Annotated in this window: 13 protein-coding genes and 1 pseudogene; 10 read left to right on the top strand and 4 right to left on the bottom strand. The window is 45.8% G+C overall.

The window, feature by feature from the left end:
• Window positions 1-17: 17 nt before the first annotated feature.
• From ldhH to C0977_RS07310, 4 genes are all read right to left on the bottom strand, one after another.
• The gene (gene ldhH / locus C0977_RS07325) at window positions 18-2,180 is read right to left on the bottom strand and encodes an L-lactate dehydrogenase (quinone) large subunit LdhH (RefSeq protein ID WP_101912937.1); all 2,163 of its coding nucleotides are present in this window, start codon (window positions 2,178-2,180) and stop codon (window positions 18-20) included.
• 15 nt (window positions 2,181-2,195) lie between these two features.
• Window positions 2,196-2,741, bottom strand: coding sequence for a LutC/YkgG family protein (locus tag C0977_RS07320; protein ID WP_101912936.1), 546 nt, complete (start codon window positions 2,739-2,741; stop codon window positions 2,196-2,198).
• Window positions 2,742-3,087: 346 nt separating this feature from the next.
• Window positions 3,088-4,488: an FAD-binding oxidoreductase gene (locus tag C0977_RS07315; RefSeq protein WP_101912935.1), complete on the bottom strand. Its 1,401-nt coding sequence runs from the start codon at window positions 4,486-4,488 to the stop codon at window positions 3,088-3,090.
• An 81-nt stretch (window positions 4,489-4,569) separates the two neighbouring features.
• The gene (locus C0977_RS07310; protein WP_101912934.1) at window positions 4,570-5,916 is read right to left on the bottom strand and encodes an MFS transporter; all 1,347 of its coding nucleotides are present in this window, start codon (window positions 5,914-5,916) and stop codon (window positions 4,570-4,572) included.
• Window positions 5,917-6,009: 93 nt separating this feature from the next.
• Here C0977_RS07310 and C0977_RS07305 point away from each other — a divergent pair, with 93 nt between their 5' ends.
• From C0977_RS07305 to C0977_RS07260, 10 genes and pseudogenes are all read left to right on the top strand, one after another.
• The gene (locus tag C0977_RS07305) at window positions 6,010-6,780 is read left to right on the top strand and encodes an SDR family NAD(P)-dependent oxidoreductase (protein WP_101912933.1); all 771 of its coding nucleotides are present in this window, start codon (window positions 6,010-6,012) and stop codon (window positions 6,778-6,780) included.
• Between the two features lie 337 nt (window positions 6,781-7,117).
• Complete coding sequence (locus tag C0977_RS07300; protein ID WP_101912932.1) at window positions 7,118-8,113, top strand: uroporphyrinogen decarboxylase family protein; 996 nt, start codon at window positions 7,118-7,120, stop codon at window positions 8,111-8,113.
• Window positions 8,114-8,163: 50 nt separating this feature from the next.
• A complete protein-coding gene (locus C0977_RS07295) occupies window positions 8,164-9,027 on the top strand; it encodes a transporter substrate-binding domain-containing protein (protein WP_101912931.1) in 864 nt (287 codons plus the stop codon).
• A gap of 18 nt (window positions 9,028-9,045) precedes the next feature.
• Window positions 9,046-9,720: an amino acid ABC transporter permease gene (locus tag C0977_RS07290; protein ID WP_200814241.1), complete on the top strand. Its 675-nt coding sequence runs from the start codon at window positions 9,046-9,048 to the stop codon at window positions 9,718-9,720.
• Between the two features lie 108 nt (window positions 9,721-9,828).
• On the top strand, window positions 9,829-10,533 hold the full coding sequence (locus C0977_RS07285; protein ID WP_101912930.1) for an amino acid ABC transporter permease: 705 nt from the start codon (window positions 9,829-9,831) through the stop codon (window positions 10,531-10,533).
• 15 nt (window positions 10,534-10,548) lie between these two features.
• A pseudogene (locus C0977_RS11300) lies at window positions 10,549-11,291 on the top strand (amino acid ABC transporter ATP-binding protein).
• A gap of 170 nt (window positions 11,292-11,461) precedes the next feature.
• A complete protein-coding gene (locus C0977_RS07275; protein WP_101912929.1) occupies window positions 11,462-13,366 on the top strand; it encodes a sigma 54-interacting transcriptional regulator in 1,905 nt (634 codons plus the stop codon).
• Window positions 13,367-14,310: 944 nt separating this feature from the next.
• Window positions 14,311-15,510, top strand: a complete 1,200-nt coding sequence (locus C0977_RS07270) for a CaiB/BaiF CoA transferase family protein (RefSeq protein WP_101912928.1) — start codon at window positions 14,311-14,313, stop codon at window positions 15,508-15,510.
• A 32-nt stretch (window positions 15,511-15,542) separates the two neighbouring features.
• Window positions 15,543-16,445 carry a hydroxymethylglutaryl-CoA lyase gene (locus C0977_RS07265; RefSeq protein ID WP_101912927.1) on the top strand — a complete coding sequence of 301 codons (903 nt, stop codon included), beginning with the start codon at window positions 15,543-15,545 and terminating at the stop codon, window positions 16,443-16,445.
• A 60-nt stretch (window positions 16,446-16,505) separates the two neighbouring features.
• Window positions 16,506-17,774 carry an SLC13 family permease gene (locus C0977_RS07260; protein ID WP_101912926.1) on the top strand — a complete coding sequence of 423 codons (1,269 nt, stop codon included), beginning with the start codon at window positions 16,506-16,508 and terminating at the stop codon, window positions 17,772-17,774.
• Window positions 17,775-17,785 lie beyond the last annotated feature (11 nt).

Genomic DNA, 17,785 nt, shown 5'->3' with positions numbered 1-17,785 from the left:
TCTGAGGGTTGCAGCGATCATCCCTTGTTTCGTTTTTCGACGAGAATTTGTGCCGTATGTTTAACTTTGATGTGTCCTAAATTGCGAGCATCCAAACCGCCTTGAATCTGGAGCAGGCACCCGGGGCAGTCCACTGCGACTACGTCAGCATTTGAAGCGACGATGTTGTTGATTTTTTCTTCTAAGATCGGTGCGGACATTTCCGGGTATTTGATCGAATAAGAACCGCCGAAGCCGCAGCATTTATCACAGTTTTCCATTTCGCACAATTCGACGCCTTTGGTGTTTTTAAGCAATTCGCGTTGTTCTTCCGTTACGCCCATGAACCGTTTCATATGGCACGAGTCGTGATAGGTGATCTTCAGCGGTTCACCGTCTCCGTTGTCGGGAAGACCGCCGAGCATGTGCAGCAATTTGGAGAAGTCGAAGGTCTTTTTGCTTAATTCTTCGGCCCGTTTCAGCATTTCCGGTTCATCTTTAAAGTAGTCTTTGTAATCGCGGAGCGCATGTGTACATGTCGGACAGGCCGAGACGATATAATCATATTTTTCTGCTTCCATCGCTTCAATGTTCATTTCGGCAGCTTTCTTCGAGTTGCCGGAATCGCCCATGTAAGCGGCAGGAGCACCGCAGCAGGCTTGTCCTAAGGGCATTTCGACAACGTATCCGGCCATGTTGAGCGCTTTGACGACAGACGTGGCGATATCAACGTATACGAAATCAAGGAGACAGCCCGTAAAGATAGCGATCTTGCCCTTCGGATTTGGAACGTCCTGCTTGATTGTAGGCAGCACATCGCGGAACGGCTGCAGCGCAATGCCGGGGAGACTGCGTCCTGAAGTCAAGCCGGATAAGAACATCGGCAAGTGGCGGATCATCGGTTGATCTTTCGTAAGCGCTCCTTGCGCGACGGAGGCGATACGCAGCATGGAATGGAAGAGATGGCGGTCGGCTACCGTATCGAGACAGAACTTATGAATCGGATTCAGGCCGTCTTCATTTGCATATTTTGTGCGCAGCTTTAAGATCATGCCGGCAATGTCGAGCTTACCGCCGCAGAAGGTGTTGCAGGCGCCGCACTGGAGACAGATGTTCTGAATATCTTTGCCGCGTTCGCGGCTGTTCAGGAAGCTTGTCAGCAGCGTGCCGATACCGCCGGTATAGATGCTGCCGCCGTAAACGTGTCCGCCGACAAGACGGAAAGCGGGACAGACATTCAGACAGGCTGCGCAACGGATGCAGCAGAAAATATCTTTATAGTCTTCATCGGCAATGATTTGACGGCGTTCCGGCGTATCAAGGATGATGATGTTGAAATCTTTTGTTTCTCTCGTGTCGTTTTCGGGATCGGTAACAACTTGGGAAGCTCCCGTGTAGAACGATAAATACGTCGTAATATTCTGGGCGGTGCCGTTACGAGGCAAAACCTTGAAAATATAGCGGATATCGCTCATTTTTGCAACGAATTTTTCGATACCGAAAATATACAGGTGCATTTTCGGCATTGTGCCGACCATACGGCCGTTGCCTTCGTTAGTCATTGTAATGACGGTACCTGTTTCGGCGACGGCGACGTTGGCGCCGGACACGCCCATTTCCGCTTCAAAGAATTTAGGACGCATAACGCGGCGAGACGTCTTTACTTCTTCGGAAATAATAGGCTCTTCTTTTTCTTTGGTGTAAGATGTGAACAGATCGGCGACGTCTTCTTTAGAATAGTGGATAGCCGGCATAACCATGTGGGACGGCGTGTCTCCGGCAATGGAGTTGATAAATTCACCCAAGTCGGTTTCCTGTGCCGTAATACCGGCCGCTTCAAAACCCTGATTGAAATGCATTTCTTCAGAAGCCATGGATTTTGATTTTACAGCTAACTTGACATTGTTGTCCTTCGCCAGTTTTAAGGCATAATCAAAGGCTTCCTGGGGAGAGTGGGCGACAAATACCTTCGCGCCGTTTGCCGTGGCGTTTTTGGTGAATTCGGCAATCATTTCGTCCATGTGATCGCGGGCGTACGATTTTACTTCATATACCTTTTCACGCAACGCTTCGAAATCATATCCTTTGTAAACACGTTCTCGATTGTTCGGATATGCAGTTGTAAAGTTTTTTAACGCTTTTTGCAAAGGAGCGCTGTCCATGGCACGCTCGATTTCCTGTTTCAGTAATTCATTAGACATGTCCTGTTCCCTCCCTTACTCATCTTCCACAACGATAACGGAATATTGCCGCGGGCCGTGAACCCCTACGGTGCCGACGCATTCAATATCGGCTGTTCGGCTCGGCCCCGTAATGATGCCTGCGAAGCGCGGGAACGGTTTGGTGTCGGCCATGATATCGATCATGGTGTCAAAATTGTCGACGATTTTGGAAAGTTTAATAATACCGACATAAACGTCAGATACGATTTCCACGATGCGAGTGTCGATATTATCTTCCATTTTAACGATGGAGCCTAAATTTGCGATGCCGAAATCCGCTTCCGTGACGCCGCCTTTGTCGTTCGGCGCGTTTTTTCGTAAGTGGTCCGTGTCTACTTTGATACCTGCCGCTTTTAATGCCGCTGCTGCGCCGGCTTCTTTCAGGAGCTCAGACTCAACGAGTGCGACGCTTTGCGTATCTTTTTCTTGGAAAATTTTTGTCAGCGTTGCGGCTAATTCCGATTTTTTAGCCCGATAACATTCTCCGCTTACACTGGTCAAGCCTTTTTGGAATGCGTCATACAATACATCCTTGTCCATTTTCACACCTCTTTTTAAAAAATATGTAACAAAACAATAAAAACAAGCTGATATGTTATTAGCATAACAGTTTTATGTCTTTGAAGCAATTAATATACATAAACAAGTAATATTAATTACATATAGGAATGAGAAAAAGGATGCCTTTTTTGCATAGTTTAAAATACACCCCCATATGGGGGTGTATTTTTTTAATTGAATTCCAGAAAAATTACGTATGAAGCGTTAGGAAATCTAAAATTAACAGACAAACATAGGAATAAAACAAAAATGTTTTAAAAATATAATTAAAATTACATTTTGTAATAAACACTGAAAGCGTAGATAATAAATGATGAAGAGATACTCAAATAATGAATAATTTACCAGGATTTAGTATATAATTAGGGTCAAATGCATATTTAATCATCTTCATTAGCCGGAGCTCACCTTGCGGTGTGAATTGCTCCATGTACCGCAGTTTTTTGGCGCCGATACCGTGTTCTCCGGCGAGACGCCCTCCTGCCCGGTAGGCATAGGCGTAAACTTGCTGGTGAAATTCTTCAACGGCTTTTTCCCAGGTTGCGTCGTCCATATCCATTTTGCAGAGAACGATGTGAAGATTTCCATCACCGATATGGGCGTTAATTTTGACTTCAAACGGATACTTCTCGCCGATTTCCATAATGGCTTCGATCGTATCGGCTATTTTATGGACGGGAACAACGACGTCATCGGTCAGAAATATCTTGCTGATCCGTTCTACCGAAGTCTGACAGTTGCGGCGCATATTCCAGACTCTGTCGTCGGCTTCGAGAACTTCGACGGCGCCGGAGTTTTCGCAGACAGTACAAACTGTCTCCATCTTCGCATCAAGGTCGTCTTCGCGGAATGTTTCCACTGTAATGATGACGTAAACACCGTCTTCATAGTGGGGCATATCGCTGTATTGGCAGTAGTCGGCGCAGCCGCGTACATAGGAATTATCCATATATTCGACGCTTGTCGGATCAATGCCGGCTTTCAGGAGAGAAGGGACCATATGAAGAGCTTTTTTCGGGTCCGTGTAGACGGCGAGAACGTCAAAGCGATGTGGCGGCAACGGTGTCAGCTTGACTGTTACTTTTGTAATGATGCCCAATGTTCCTTCGCTGCCGATAATGAGCTGCTCCAGGCTATACCCGGTCGTGCATTTTTTTAACGTAGCGCCGACTTCGACGATTTCGCCTAAGGGCGTGACTACTTCCAAACTGTATACCTGATGCCGCGTGACGCCATAGCGGACGGCTTTGAGGCCGCCGGCGTTGGTGGCGAGATTGCCGCCGATGAGGCAGCTTTCCGCGCTGGACGGATCGCCGGCATAAAGAAGTCCTGATGCATGGGCGAGGCGCTGCAGGTCGACAGTGCGAACACCGGCTTCGACGGTCATATAGAGACCTTCTTCATTTAGCTCGATGATTTTATCAAGTCGTTCCATGAGGAGGACGAGTCCGCCGCAGACGGGAATCGCACCGTCTGCCAGACTTGTGCCGCCGCTGCGAACGGTAATGGGAAAATGACAGGTGTTGGCAAGCTTGACGATAGCGGCGATTTCTTCGGCCGAACCGGGAAAAACGGCGGCTTCAGGCAAATGGAAGAGACGCGGGTCCGTTTCGTAATCCGTCTCGTAGGCAACGAGCAGGTCTTTGTCGGTTTTTACATAATTGGCGCCGACGATGGTCTTTAACTGATGAATAATTTCTTCTGTAATAGGTTGGTATGTTTTCAATGGAAGTCCCCCTTCGGTCATCAAATATTGTCCCTATTTTACCATGATTTTTGGTGAATGCAATTCCCGTGCCGGCGATTTTTAATCGGCGCGTGGGCTTTTTTTGCCGCGGCATAGGGAAGCGAAGACAGCCAGTGCGCAGAGTCCGGTGAAGATCAGAAACGAAGAACGGACGGTTGCGGCGACGGCGACGCCGTATGCGGCTGTACCGGCGGTCGCATGGAAAATGAAGGTAACGATGGCCATGCTCATGGCTTGCCCGCAATTCCGGACCAGTGCGAGTACACCTGAGGCTGTTCCCCGATGATCTACCGGTACGGCGCCCATAATGGCGCTGTTGTTTGGAGCGCCGAATAAGGCGGCGCCGATGCCGATGAGAATGAGATTGGCCGCCGTCATCGCTACCGTTGGCGCAGCGGTGAAAGCGAAGGCGGACAGTCCCGCTGTAGTAACGGCAATCCCAATGGAGGCGATCAAACGAGGCCCGTAACGATCTGCCAAATCACCGGCTTTCGTTGATAAGGCGGCCATAAGCAACGGCTGAATCAGCAGGATGAGTCCCGATGACAGCGGTGTCAGTTGCAAGACGAGTTGCAAGTAGAGAGAAAGCAAAAAGGAGATACCGTAAGTGGCGCTGTACTGGATAAGGGCAGCCGCATTGGACATAGTGAAGGTCAGATTGCGGAACAGGAAGAGCGGCAGCAGCGGATAGGCGCACCGTTTTTCATGCAAGATAAAAAGGGCGAGCAGAAGTATGCCGGCGCCGCAGGGAACATAAGACTCGGAAATATGAGAGAGGCCGTAAAGAAAAAAGGTGATCGACGTAACGGCGAGGACGCTGCCGGGAAAATTGACGTACGGAACGGTGCGGGAATACCATTCCGCTCGGACTGGAAACAGAAGAAACAGACTGCTGAGCTGGAACGCAAAGGCGAGGATAAAAATACTGCGCCAGCCTGAAAATTGCGTCAAAAATCCGCCTGCAACGGGACCGCACGATAAGCCGAGATAGGTCAGGGAGACGGCGATTCCCAGCCGGCGACCGTAATGGGCTTCGTCGGTGACGGCAAGGAGAATCGGCATATAAGTAACATAGGTAGCGGCCAGCGCCGCGCCCTGGACGATGCGGCAAATGATGAGCCACTCTATGGAAAAGGAGGCTGCTGCTGTCAATGTGGAAAGGGCAAATACGGCCAAGGAGACCGTGTAGGTCTTCCGTCGGCCTTTTAAGTCGGCTAATTTGCCGAAAGGCAGCAGGAACGCCGCGGAAGCGATGAGGAAGGAAGTCACTACCCAGCCGAGCGTATCTGCAGGAGCGGAGAATTCGCTGCTGATGGCGGGTATGGCGATATTGATGGCTGTCGACAAATACGAACCGATAAAGGCGGTAATATAGATGGCGAGGGATACTCTTTTTTCATCGGACATGATGAAAGCACCGTCCTTTCTGCGTTGCTTTCATTATACCATCGGACAAAGGATTTTCTTATGGTATACTCAGTCAAAAAGGGAGGAGATCACATGGATTTAGGATTGGAAGAGAAGATAGTCGTCATTACCGGCGGCAGTGCGGGAATCGGTTATGCTGCAGCCAAATTTTTCGCCGCAGAAGGGGCGCGAGTTATCATCTGCGGCCGTCGCCTGGAGGTTCTGGAACAGGCTGCCGCTTCGCTGGGAAGCAAGGTGCTGCCTTTTCGGGCTGATGTTACCTGTGCAGCTGATGTTGCGTCTTTAGGCGACTATGTTTGGCAGCGATTCGGCGTTCTCGATGTATGGGTAAATAATGTCGGGGCGACCATCGCCCGCGCCGGTCAGTGGTATACGGAAGCTGAAATTGATGCGACTTATGCCGTTAATTTCAAATCCGTCGTCATGGGCAGTCAGATCGCGGCGTCTTATATGATCCGTCGAGGCGGCGGCGTCATTATCAACGTAGCCTCGTTAGCTGCGCGCTGTGCGTCTTCAGGCCGGGCCTCTCTTTACGGTCCGCTGAAATCGGCTGTCGTCAATTATACGAATACCTTTGCCGGTGAAGTGGCGGCGCAGGGGATACGTGTTGTTGCCGTTATGCCGGGGTTTACGACGACACCGCTGGCAAAAACGACGATTGCGCCGGCGGAATTTTCCGAACAGAGTCGCCTCTGTCTGCTGCATCGGGCTGCGGCGCCGGAAGAAATCGCGGCGCCGATTGTCTTCTTGGCGAGTGACAGAGCGGCTTATATCACATCGACGGCAGTGGAAATTTCCGGCGGTCGCAGCACCGTTCTTAATCCGAATTATTCATATGAGTAATAGAACACATGAACAAATGGACAAATGGAATTTGACTAGCTGAAAATAAAGTGTACCATTACCGTAAACATTGAATGCAATGACCGAAACAAGTACACCTACAAAGTCATCCAGAGAGCGCAGGTCAGCGGCTGAGAGCCTGCACAGAAAGCGGCGTAGGATGGAATGCCTTCGGGAGCAGGAAGATTGAACACCAGTAGATCTTTCCGGTTGGCCGCGTTAGAGGCTGTTGAGTACAGTCTTGGTGACTGTAAGCAGAGTGGAACCGCGGGCCACCGTCTCTGTATGAGGAGATGGTGGCTTTTTTGTGTTCATTTATCATGAGGGGGAGTTTACGATGATAACGAAAAAAGAATTGGTGTTGGCAGCGATGGACAATAAACCGACGGAGCGGGTACCGGTCGGATTTTGGTTTCATTTCCTGGCAGATGAGATCGGCACCAACGCCTTCAGGCAGCCTGCATACACGGAACAGTTGTTGGCAGGCGAGGTCGAGTATATCGAACGGGCTAAACCGGATTTTGTCAAAATCATGACGGACGGTTTTTTTCCATATGAAAATGAAACGGTCCGTCATCTTCACAGTGCCGCTGATTTCCGCAACATCAAACCGCTAGCCGATGATGATCCGTGGTTTACGCAGCAGATCGCATATGCCCGTCGGTTGACCGATCGTTTCGGTGCCGATCTCGCTATGTTTTATAATCTCTTTTGCGCGGCAACGACGATCCGTTTTATGCAGCCTGATTGGACGAAGGGGGAAGCCTTTCTGGCTGAGGCGATACGGGAAGATGCCGATAGCGTCCGGTACGGCTTTGATATTATTTCCGATGATCTGGCGAAATTAGCCAAACGGCTGGTTACGGAAGCCAAGGTGACAGGGATTTATTTCAGTGTTCAGAATATTCTGGGCAAAGGCATGACGAAGGAAACCTATGCTGCCGTCGCTGCGCCGGGGGAAAAGAAAATCCTTGCCGCCGCCAACAGCGTCAGCGCTTACCATATTTTGCATATATGCGGCTATGCCGGTCATCGTAATGACTTGACATGGTACACCGATTATGATGTGAAAACCGTCAATTGGGCAGCTGTCGTCGAAGGGATCCCGTTGGAAAAAGGTCGGAAACTGTTTGGAGATCGCGCCGTTCTCGGCGGTTTCGGCAATTTGGACACAGACGTCTTATATAAGGGTTCTAAAGAAGAAGTGGAAGCCGAAACGAAACGGATTTTAGCTCAGGCGGGAAGACAAGGCGTCATTCTCGGCGCCGATTGCACCGTTCCGCGCAATACGGATTGGCGACGCTTTGACTGGGTAAGAGATGCGGCGAAATAAGTCGCAGATGATTCAACGGGAATACGGTATGGTTACAAGGGGGATTTATAATGAAAATCAACAAATGGGGTAAGACAATCTTAATAGCCGCATTAGCCGGTATTGTCGCGGCGGGGCTCGCAGGCTGCGGCAAGAAAGCTGACGGCGATCGGGCGGCGACAGGTGGAAAACGTGTGATCAATGTGGCGTACACGAACTATTACGTGCCCTATGATTTCGTTAACGCAAACGGAGAAGCGGACGGTTTTGAAGTGGCCGTCATGAAAGAGGTAGCTAAAAAGTTGCCGCAGTATGAATTCAAATTTACGCCGACGTCGGATGACGATTTGCTTATCGGCGTCGAATCAGGTAAGTATCAGGTCGGGACGAAAGGGATCTGGAAGACGGATGCGCGGATGAAAAAATATGTTTTCCCCAAAAATTATATCGGAGCCAGCGTTATCGGCTTGGTTATCCGTAAAGACACGGCTCAGCAGATTAAGGATATGGATTCTTTTGCCGCTTTCAGCGGGAAGCTGGTGCCGATTGCACTGCAAGATGCTCGCTATATGGTGATTGAAAACTATAATAAAGCTCACAGCGATCGGCCGATTCAGCTGAAATCATCGGAAGCATTCCAGATCGCCGATGCCTATTCGTGGGTCATGGAAGGCCGTTACGACGGATATCTTGAAGTGGAATTGAGTTACAAAAATAACATTGAAAAAGCTGACGCGCCGTATCATCAGTTTGCCGACGCGCTGACATACCTGCGGTATAAAGGGATTCCGACATATCCCCTCTTTAACAAGAAGGAACAACAACTCGCCGATGACTATGACAAGGCCATTCAGGAACTTCGCGATGAAGGAAAAATCGCCGAGTTGGAACAGCAGTATTTCGGTGAAAGCATGTCGCAATATATCAGCGAATAAGGCAAAGGGGGACGGGAGATGGATACGAGACCTTTTGATCCGTCAGTTATCTTTTCAACAATGCCGGAACTGCTGCCGTATTTGACGGTTACTCTCGGCGTCGCCACCGTCAGTATCCTCTTGGGATCTTTGCTGGGCGGGGCGTTGGCTTGGGGGAAACTCGGCAAGCAGCGTCTTTGGCGGTACTTGGCAAACGGCTATACATATATTATGCGCTGCACGCCGTCTATCGTTTTGCTGTTTATCGTTTTTTACGGCTTGCCCCGCTTAGTGGAGGCTGTCGTTGATTATGATTTGAATGGCATGAACCGCGCCGTTTTTGCCGTTATTACCTTTACTTTACTTTTCGGCGCGTATATCTCCGAAGTATTTCGGGCTGCGTATACTGCCGTGCCGAAGGGGCAGTATGAAGCTGCCGTCAGCGTCGGTCTGCGGCCGCGGAGTGCGGTGCTGCAGGTTATGTTGCCGCAGGCGGCGGTAATCGCCTTGCCGAATTTCAGTAATGCCGTCATTAATTTACTGAAAGAAGGGGCTCTGGCGTATACGATCGGTCTGATTGACCTGTTGGGGAAGGGAAATTCAAAACTTCGGCGCCTACGGAATAGAGATTTACATGGCTTGTATGATTATTTACTGGGTCGTTACGACGCTTATCGGCAAGTGTCTGCTGGCCTTGGAACGACGCTTGGATAAAGGACAGACGCTGCAGGCGACGGCGTCCGGTCAAAATAAGGAGCGTCGGCAGAAGTCTTCAGCGCCGCTTTTTGATCGGATGACGGCCGTTAAGTAAGGAGGGTGGGCATGGAACTTGATTATACGTTTATGAGCGAAACTTTTTATAAAGTATGGGAAGGAGCGGCGGTGACATTGGAGCTGACGTTTCTGACGCTTCTTATTGCGGCTCCGATTGCGCTGTATATGGCCGTATTACGAATCAAAGGACATGTTGCAGGCAGCGCCTTCACGAAGGCTTACATTTCCGTCGTTCGCGGCACGCCGATTGTCTTGCAAATACTGTTGCTGTACAGTCTTTTGCCGAGCTTTTTGAACTGGCTCGTCAAAGCCGCCGGTTCCACGTTTAACGTTTTTGACGGAATCGATCCCTTTTGGTATGCCGTCGCTGTTTTTTCGCTGAATACGATCGCCTTGCTGGCCGAGGTTTTTCGTTCGGCGTTGTTGAGTATTTCCAAAGGGCAACTGGAAGCCGGCGTTGCTACCGGCTTATCCGAATTTCAAACGTATCGCTATGTTCTTCTGCCGCAGGCCTTTGTCGTGGCGCTGCCTGCAGTTTGCAACATTACGGTAAACCTGATCAAAGGCACGTCCCTAGCCTTTTTGATGACCGTCAAAGATGTCATGGCCGTCGGCAAAATAGCCGCGTCTTATGGCTACAACTACATTGAGGCATATTTAGATGTTTTTCTCGTTTATATTGTTATTTGTACGGTGATACAACTGGTCTACGCGTTTGTCGAACGGCGCATGGGGTTGTTCCGTACGGCCTAGGAGGCTGTCGCTATGATCATGTCCATAAAAGGTGTATATAAAAAATTTGCGGATTTGGAGGTGCTGAAAGGTGTCTCCATGGAAATCGGTAAAGGCGACGTCGTTGTTATTTTGGGGCCGAGCGGATCCGGAAAAACGACGTTTCTGCGCTGCCTGAATTTTCTCGAACAGGCCGATGCCGGCACGATGGATTTCGCCGGGCTGCACCTGGATCTGCGTCACGCCGGCGGCGACGAGATCCGCAAGGTGCGGCAAAGGACGGCGTTCGTGTTCCAGGGATATAATCTCTTTGCGAATAAAACGTTACGCTCGGCCTGACCGCCGGGCGAGGGATCAAGCAAGCCGAGGCGGAAGCCAGCGCTATGAAAGCTTTGGAAAAGGTAGGTCTTGCCGATCGGGCCGCTTATTATCCGTCTCAGCTGTCAGGCGGACAGCAACAGCGCGTCGGCATTGCGCGAGCGATTGCCGTGAAGCCGGACGTCATCCTCTTCGACGAACCGACATCTGCCCTTGATCCTGAATTGGTCGGTGAAGTATTGAAAGTCATGAAAGATTTAGCTGATGAAGGAACGACGATGATTGTGGTTACGCACGAAATGAAGTTCGCTCGAGACGTGGCCAGTCGCGTCATCTTCATGGCTGACGGCAACATTGTGGAAGAAGGATCGGCAGCAGATCTTTTTGAACATCCGCAGGAAGAACGAACGCGGCGGTTTTTACGTCGTATTCTCCAGCGTGATTATGGAGATGCTGTGTGAGCGTATCAGATTGCTTTGTATAATGATTGGTAAAAAGGATTCGGCTGAGGCTGAATCTTTTTTTATATTGCTTTTATGTAAAACAAGGCAACTCCTTTTTTTAGTAGTATAATATTTAAAGAAATAAGGTCATGATAAAAATAATATAATCATAATTGAAAGGATTGTATATGAAGAGAATTTTGCTTTTATCTCCATCACAACGGTTAGCGGAAGACGCGGAAAAGATAATTGATGAACAAAGTTTGGATGTAGAGGTATGTTTTAGTACTGTTCCGGATATACATAAAAATGTTATGAATGCTGTTGCTCAGGGCGTTAGAGTTATCATCAGCCGTCGAGGTATGGCGCGTATTATAAAGCAGATGTTTGATATACCGGTAATAACGATCGAGTTTACAAGTAATAGTTATGTTCGAATTTTTGAATGTATCAAAGGGATAAAAGGGAAAATCGCGTTCTTTTCATTGGGGGATGTACCCGGAACGGTGAAAATACTTGGTGCAATGTTGAATCTGGACATAAGATACTATTATTTTACTGATGAAGCAACTGCTGAGATGGCAGTGAAAAACGCGGCTGAAGATGGGTGCATAATTGGGGTTGGAGGCTCATTGACGGTATTGTATTCCGGTAAGTATAATTTGGAATACCATATTTTGGATAATTCGAGAGAAGATATCGAAATGGCGCTGGATTCAGCTCATCAAGTGTTAAAATCAACATTAGCTGAAGAAAAGAGACGAAAAAGTCTTCAAGTTCATATTCAAAGATATGAAACTATTTTTAATTATACGCACGACGGCATTATTGCAGTTGATCGGGACGGCATCATAGAAGTTGTCAATAAGCAGGCAAGCGATATGTTGGGATTGGGGGATGATTCATATAAAGGAAAGTATATTGAAGAAATGCTTCCCGAAACGAAACTAATGACGACCTTGAGAAATGGCGAAGTTGAGTTAGATGAACTGATGCGCGTCGGCAATGATATTATTATTACAAACCGAGTTCCCATTAAAATTGACAATCGTGTAGAAGGTGTCGTAGCAACATTCAGAGATATTGATTCCGTTCGTGTCAGCGAACAAAAAATACGCAGTAATTTGCGAAAAAAAGGAATTGCTGCGAAGTATCGTTTTTCAGATATTATAGGAGAGTCCGTAGTTCTAAAGAGAACACTTCGCATAGCGAAAAGTTATGCTAAAACTGATGCGCCCATTTTACTGGTGGGAGAAATAGGAACAGGGAAAGAAATATTTTCTCATGCGATACATCAAGCTAGTGCTAGAAGAAATGCGCCGTTTGTTACGGTGCATTGCATGCATTCTCAGTCTGATCGTCTTTTGGCTGAGCTCTACGGGGTTGAGGGAGATAATAAAGGGAATGAAATAAGAGAAGGTGCGTTCGAACTTGCTCATGGCGGGACTCTTTTTCTCGATATGATTGATGCTGCATCTGAAGAGATACAATCTCAGATTCTTCGCGTTATAGAAAGTAAAGAGGTGAGAAGACTGGGAGGGAAAAGCATCATTCCTATTGATGTACGAATTATTGCGTCAGTTCATGCGAATATACTGGAAGAAATCAGAGAAGGAAAATTTTTGGAAGAATTAACATATGCAATTAACACGTTAACTTTAAAGCTACCGCCGCTACGGCAAAGAGATCGCGACTATTATTTGCTTTGCGAATACGGATTCCGTAAAAAACTTAAAGAAGAATTTAATCGATATCGAGAGGATATTCGCGTTTTGGAAGACTTTTTTGCTGATTATCCATGGCGAGGTAATGTTAGGGAATTGTTTAACTTAGTAGAGAGAGCATCAATTTTGCTGGAGAACAGAATGTCTGCCGAAGAAATAATTACGACGTTTCCAGCCAATGGGGCTAAGGAAAGTAGCAGCGTGCTCAATGACGTGACCTTGGGTAAATGGAATAAAAGCAGTATCGTAGAAGCTTTGTCACTGAATAAATTAAATGTTTCGAGGACGGCACGACAGCTTGGCTGCAGCCGTAGTACGTTATACAAAAAAATGGAAGAACTGAATATTAAAGTAACAAACATTAAATGAAAGAGCTGAAAATATTGATTGAATACATAATAGTATAGAGGGCGTGCTAAAAAGAGTCTAATCCGGCAAATCATCCGGATTAGACTCTTTTTAGTTTCGTAAAAATTTTCAGATAAATGTTATTGCACAATAAAAGGTTTTGGCAGGACTGGGGCTTTCCATTGTTGTAATGACGGTATTTGATGATTCTATTTGTAATGAGTAAAAAAACTGCTTAGTAAATAAAGTTGCAAGTGATGATAGATGGACGTAATGCTTGAAAAATATGCTTTATAAAATAAAAGATGGAATGTGAGATAAATAAGGACATTGATATTGTTTTACGGCAAATGGATAGTACCGTCTATGAGAAGTTGATTGATACTAATGTGCATAATAGCAGCCTCGTACATTGGGTATGGCTAAGAAAAATATTTGATTCAAATGATATAAGTTGTGAATTCAGCTGTGTTGTTCGTAGACGTTGAACTTATTGTAAAGAAATAGCGATGTAAGCAAGTGAAAAATGTGTAAAAAGGCTTTGATATAAATTACAGCGAAAAGGTTTGTAATAAATATCAAGGGCAGGGGGAAAATAAAATTAAATAATAAATGATAGGATAAAGAATTATTCAAATAATTATCAGGCAAAAATTTTTATTATAAATTGAAAAAAACGATTAAATTTGAATTAGACATAAAGCCATAAAAATACAAAATAAAACAGGTAAAATGTTGTACTTTTAAGAAATGCAATAAAAATTCATTAAGATAAAATCCTCATCGATTAAATTTAATACAATAGAAAACAAAATAATACGTAAAAATACATAATAAAAAATCGATTAAATTTTACAAATGAAATCGTGAGGATTAAAATAAACGCAAATAATATTTGATTGCTCCGGCGCGCAGGAGTGGTTGAAGGAATTTAGTTTAAGAATCTTATGATAAGGGGAATTGTGATGAGTAATAGTAAAGCGTTAGAAAATATCATCGTTTTAGATTTGACCAGAGTTTTGGCAGGTCCTTATTGTACTATGCTTTTGGCGGATTATGGGGCCAAAGTTATTAAAATAGAAATTCCTAAAAAAGGGGATGATACACGTGGATTTGGTCCGTTGAAAAATGGTTCCAGCATGTATTATGCCAATGTTAACAGAGGTAAAAAAGGTATCACGCTGAACTTAAAAGATACTGAAGGTAAAAAAATATTCTTAGAAATGGTAAAAAAAGCAGACATTGTTGTCGAAAATTATCGTCCCGGCGTTATGGATAAGCTAGGGGTAGGCTATGATGTGCTCAAAGAAGTAAATGATCAGATCATTTATGCTGCTGTTTCCGGGTTTGGCTGTTATGGGCCTAATTCTCAACGTCCCGGATATGATATTATTGCACAGGCGTCCGGCGGCTTGATGAGCATTACCGGTGAAGCCGGCGGTCATGCTCTTCGAGTGGGGAATGCCATGGGAGATGTGTTGGGTGGAACAAATTTAACTATCGGCATCTTGATGGCACTTCATGCTCGCACCCTTACTGGTAAAGGTCAGAGAGTAGATGTTTCTCTCGTCGATTCGGTTGTTTCTAGCTTAGAAACGGGAACGCAGAGATATTTTGCATCTGGCAAACAGCCTGAACTCATGGGGAATAGATATGCTTCTGCATATCCTTATGACTCGTTTCAAGCGTCGGACGGACTTTTTGTAATTGGTTGTGGGAATGATAAATTATTTAAATTGCTGTGTGAAAAAGTTTTAAAACAACCGGAATTATTGATTGATCCTCGCTTTGAAACGAATATTAAACGGTGTGAAAATTATGCGGATCTAAAACCGATTATTGAGGAATGGAGTGTTCAGCGTACCATTGATGAAAACGTTGAATCCATTTTAGCGGCAGGCGTTCCGGCTGCCCCTATTAATGACTTAAAACGGGTTACGACAGATCCGCACATTGCTGAGGCGAGAGAAATGTTTGTATCCATTCATCATCCCGTTATTGGGGACATGAGAGTCAATGGAAATCCGATTAAGCTGATGACGACTAAAGCGGATATTTCAACTCCGGCTCCCGAATTGGGGCAAGACAATGCGGAAATATATGGCAAATGGCTTGGATTAAGCAGTGAGCAAATGGAAGAATTAACGAAAAAAAATGTTCTGTAATAGGCTGAAATAAATGTTAAAAAGGGAGAATTATGATGATACAAAAAGTGAATTTTATTGAAGTCGGCCCGCGCGACGGTTTTCAAAATGTAAAAGAATTTATTCCGACTGAAAAAAAGTTGAAAGTAATAGATATGCTCGTGGCTTCCGGTGTTAAAACCATGGAAATAGGCTCTTTCGTTCATCCTAAAGCGATTCCTCAAATGAAAGACATTAAAGATGTTGTGACTAAGACTTTGGAAAAACACGGCGATAAGGACCTTGATTTTTTTGCACTGGTTCCTAATCTTTATGGAGCTAAAGCTGCTGCAGAATGCGGTTTGAAAAAGATTGATACAGTCATTTCGGTCAGCGAATCCCATAATAAGGCGAATATTAATCAGACTGTTGAAGAGTCGCTGCAAGGCTTGGCGAAGATTCGGGAAGCACTTCCTGATATGGATATTATTCTTTCTATGGCGACGTCTTTTACATGTCCGTTTGAAGGAAAAACTCCTGTAGAAAATGTATTGCGGATCATTCGTGAGGGGACAAAGCTGGGGATTCATAAGTTCTGCCTTGCCGATACGATTGGGCAGGCTGATCCCAAGATGGTGCGTGATTTGGTCAATGTTGTTACCAAGGTATTTCCAAACGAATATTATGAACTTCATATCCATGATACTCGTGGCATGGGAGTGGTATGTACATTAGCAGGTATTGAAGCCGGCATTCCTAACGTTCAAGCCGCTTTAGGCGGATTGGGCGGGTGTCCTTTTGCACCAGGAGCTTCGGGAAATGTTGCTTCCGAAGATTTGATTTACATGTTTAATGAAATGGGGATGGAAACAGGCATTAGCTTCGAGAGAATGTTGGAAGCCGCTAAATACGAAACTACGATTATTGATGGAAATTTCAGCAGCCATCAGATTCATATCGGTGAACCTTGTAAATAATGTATTTTCTCCACCAGTCTGAATGTTCAATTCGGGCAAATCCGAAAGGGGATTACTATTATGGGAATGGATGCCTTATCATTTATATTGTTCGTTTTTGCCATTATCATAGCGTTTATTCGGCATGTTAATGTTGGGCTTGTAGCGATTGCTGTGGGTGCAGTTTGCGTTCGTTTGTTTGGCATGCCGGATAAAGTTTTAATTGGCGGTATCAGTAGCGGCATGTTTTGTACCTTAGTTGGAATTACTTTTTTGTTTTCAGTAATAAAATCTACAGGTGCTTTGGATTTATTGGCTAAGAAGATAGTAGCATCTACTCGCGGTCATATATGGATGTTGCCGATCGCAATGTATATTGCAGGTTTTATTGTGGCCGGCATTGGGCCTGGGGCAGTGCCTGCTTTAGCTATTATACCTGCCTTAGCCGTTTCTACGGCTATTCAAGTTGGATATAATCCGGTTATGATGGGATTAATAGGTGTTTTTGGCTTAATGGCCGGACGTATGACGCCCATTACACCTGAAGCTGCCATTATTACAGGTGCTGCTTCAAGTGCAGGTATTGAAAATGTTATGCCGACTATTTTAGTGTGTAAAACTTTAATTACAATTATATTTGGCGTTATCGTTTTTCTCGTATATAAAGGGTATACAGTTAAATCAACTACAGTAGCAGTTGAAGAAAATGAATTGCCCCCTTTTACAAAGCATCAGATTATCGCTTTAAGTGGTATCGTTCTTATGCTAATGCTGATTGTATTTGGCAACGTTAATATAGGGTTAGCCGCATTTTTCTCCGCAGTACTCTTGGTTTTGGGAGGAATTGCAAAAGATGGCGAATGTTTGAAAGAGCTACCATGGGGAACGATTATGATGGTCCTTTGTGTGGGAGCATTACTGAGCGTAGTAGATAAAGTAGGAGGAATTAAATTGATGAGTGACGGTATTGCGTCATTTATGAACAGTACGACTGCCGTTCCATTAATTGGCATTTCCGCAGGTCTTCTCAGCCTTGTAAGCTCTGCCTTAGGCGTTGTTTATCCTACGATGATGCCGATGTGCGCTGATATTGCTGTCAGAGTAGGAGGTGTTGATCCCGTTGCGTTAATGGCAGCTGTCGGGGCGGGGGGATCTTTGGCGGGCCTTTCTCCGATGTCTACCGGTGGAGCATTGATTTTGGCTGCACTTGGAACCAATGTTAAAGATTTTAATTCAACAAAACAATCAAAAGTCTTTATTGAACTTATTATTTGGGCAGGCGTAGGACTTTTGCTTATTGCTGGTGTATCGCTAATAGCGTTTAGTACCATTGCGGCAATTATGCGATAAAGTGTTACTAA

Origin of the sequence: Megasphaera vaginalis (ex Bordigoni et al. 2020) (assembly GCF_900240295.1) — a bacterium.
In the GTDB taxonomy this organism is placed as follows: domain Bacteria; phylum Bacillota; class Negativicutes; order Veillonellales; family Megasphaeraceae; genus Megasphaera; species Megasphaera vaginalis.
The sequence above is the reverse complement of the archived record's forward strand: the minus strand, read 5'-3'. Positions and strand labels throughout refer to the sequence as shown.

Excerpts from the sequence above, each read along its gene's own strand:
- ldhH (WP_101912937.1), bottom strand. The coding sequence starts at position 2,180 with ATGTCTAATGAATTACTGAAACAGGAAATCGAGCGTGCCATGGACAGC.
- C0977_RS07320 (WP_101912936.1), bottom strand. The coding sequence starts at position 2,741 with ATGGACAAGGATGTATTGTATGACGCATTCCAAAAAGGCTTGACCAGT.
- C0977_RS07310 (WP_101912934.1), bottom strand. The coding sequence starts at position 5,916 with ATGTCCGATGAAAAAAGAGTATCCCTCGCCATCTATATTACCGCCTTT.
- C0977_RS07305 (WP_101912933.1), top strand. The coding sequence starts at position 6,010 with ATGGATTTAGGATTGGAAGAGAAGATAGTCGTCATTACCGGCGGCAGT.
- C0977_RS07300 (WP_101912932.1), top strand. The coding sequence starts at position 7,118 with ATGATAACGAAAAAAGAATTGGTGTTGGCAGCGATGGACAATAAACCG.
- C0977_RS07295 (WP_101912931.1), top strand. The coding sequence starts at position 8,164 with ATGAAAATCAACAAATGGGGTAAGACAATCTTAATAGCCGCATTAGCC.
- C0977_RS07290 (WP_200814241.1), top strand. The coding sequence starts at position 9,046 with ATGGATACGAGACCTTTTGATCCGTCAGTTATCTTTTCAACAATGCCG.
- C0977_RS07285 (WP_101912930.1), top strand. The coding sequence starts at position 9,829 with ATGGAACTTGATTATACGTTTATGAGCGAAACTTTTTATAAAGTATGG.
- C0977_RS07275 (WP_101912929.1), top strand. The coding sequence starts at position 11,462 with ATGAAGAGAATTTTGCTTTTATCTCCATCACAACGGTTAGCGGAAGAC.
- C0977_RS07270 (WP_101912928.1), top strand. The coding sequence starts at position 14,311 with ATGAGTAATAGTAAAGCGTTAGAAAATATCATCGTTTTAGATTTGACC.
- C0977_RS07265 (WP_101912927.1), top strand. The coding sequence starts at position 15,543 with ATGATGATACAAAAAGTGAATTTTATTGAAGTCGGCCCGCGCGACGGT.
- C0977_RS07260 (WP_101912926.1), top strand. The coding sequence starts at position 16,506 with ATGGGAATGGATGCCTTATCATTTATATTGTTCGTTTTTGCCATTATC.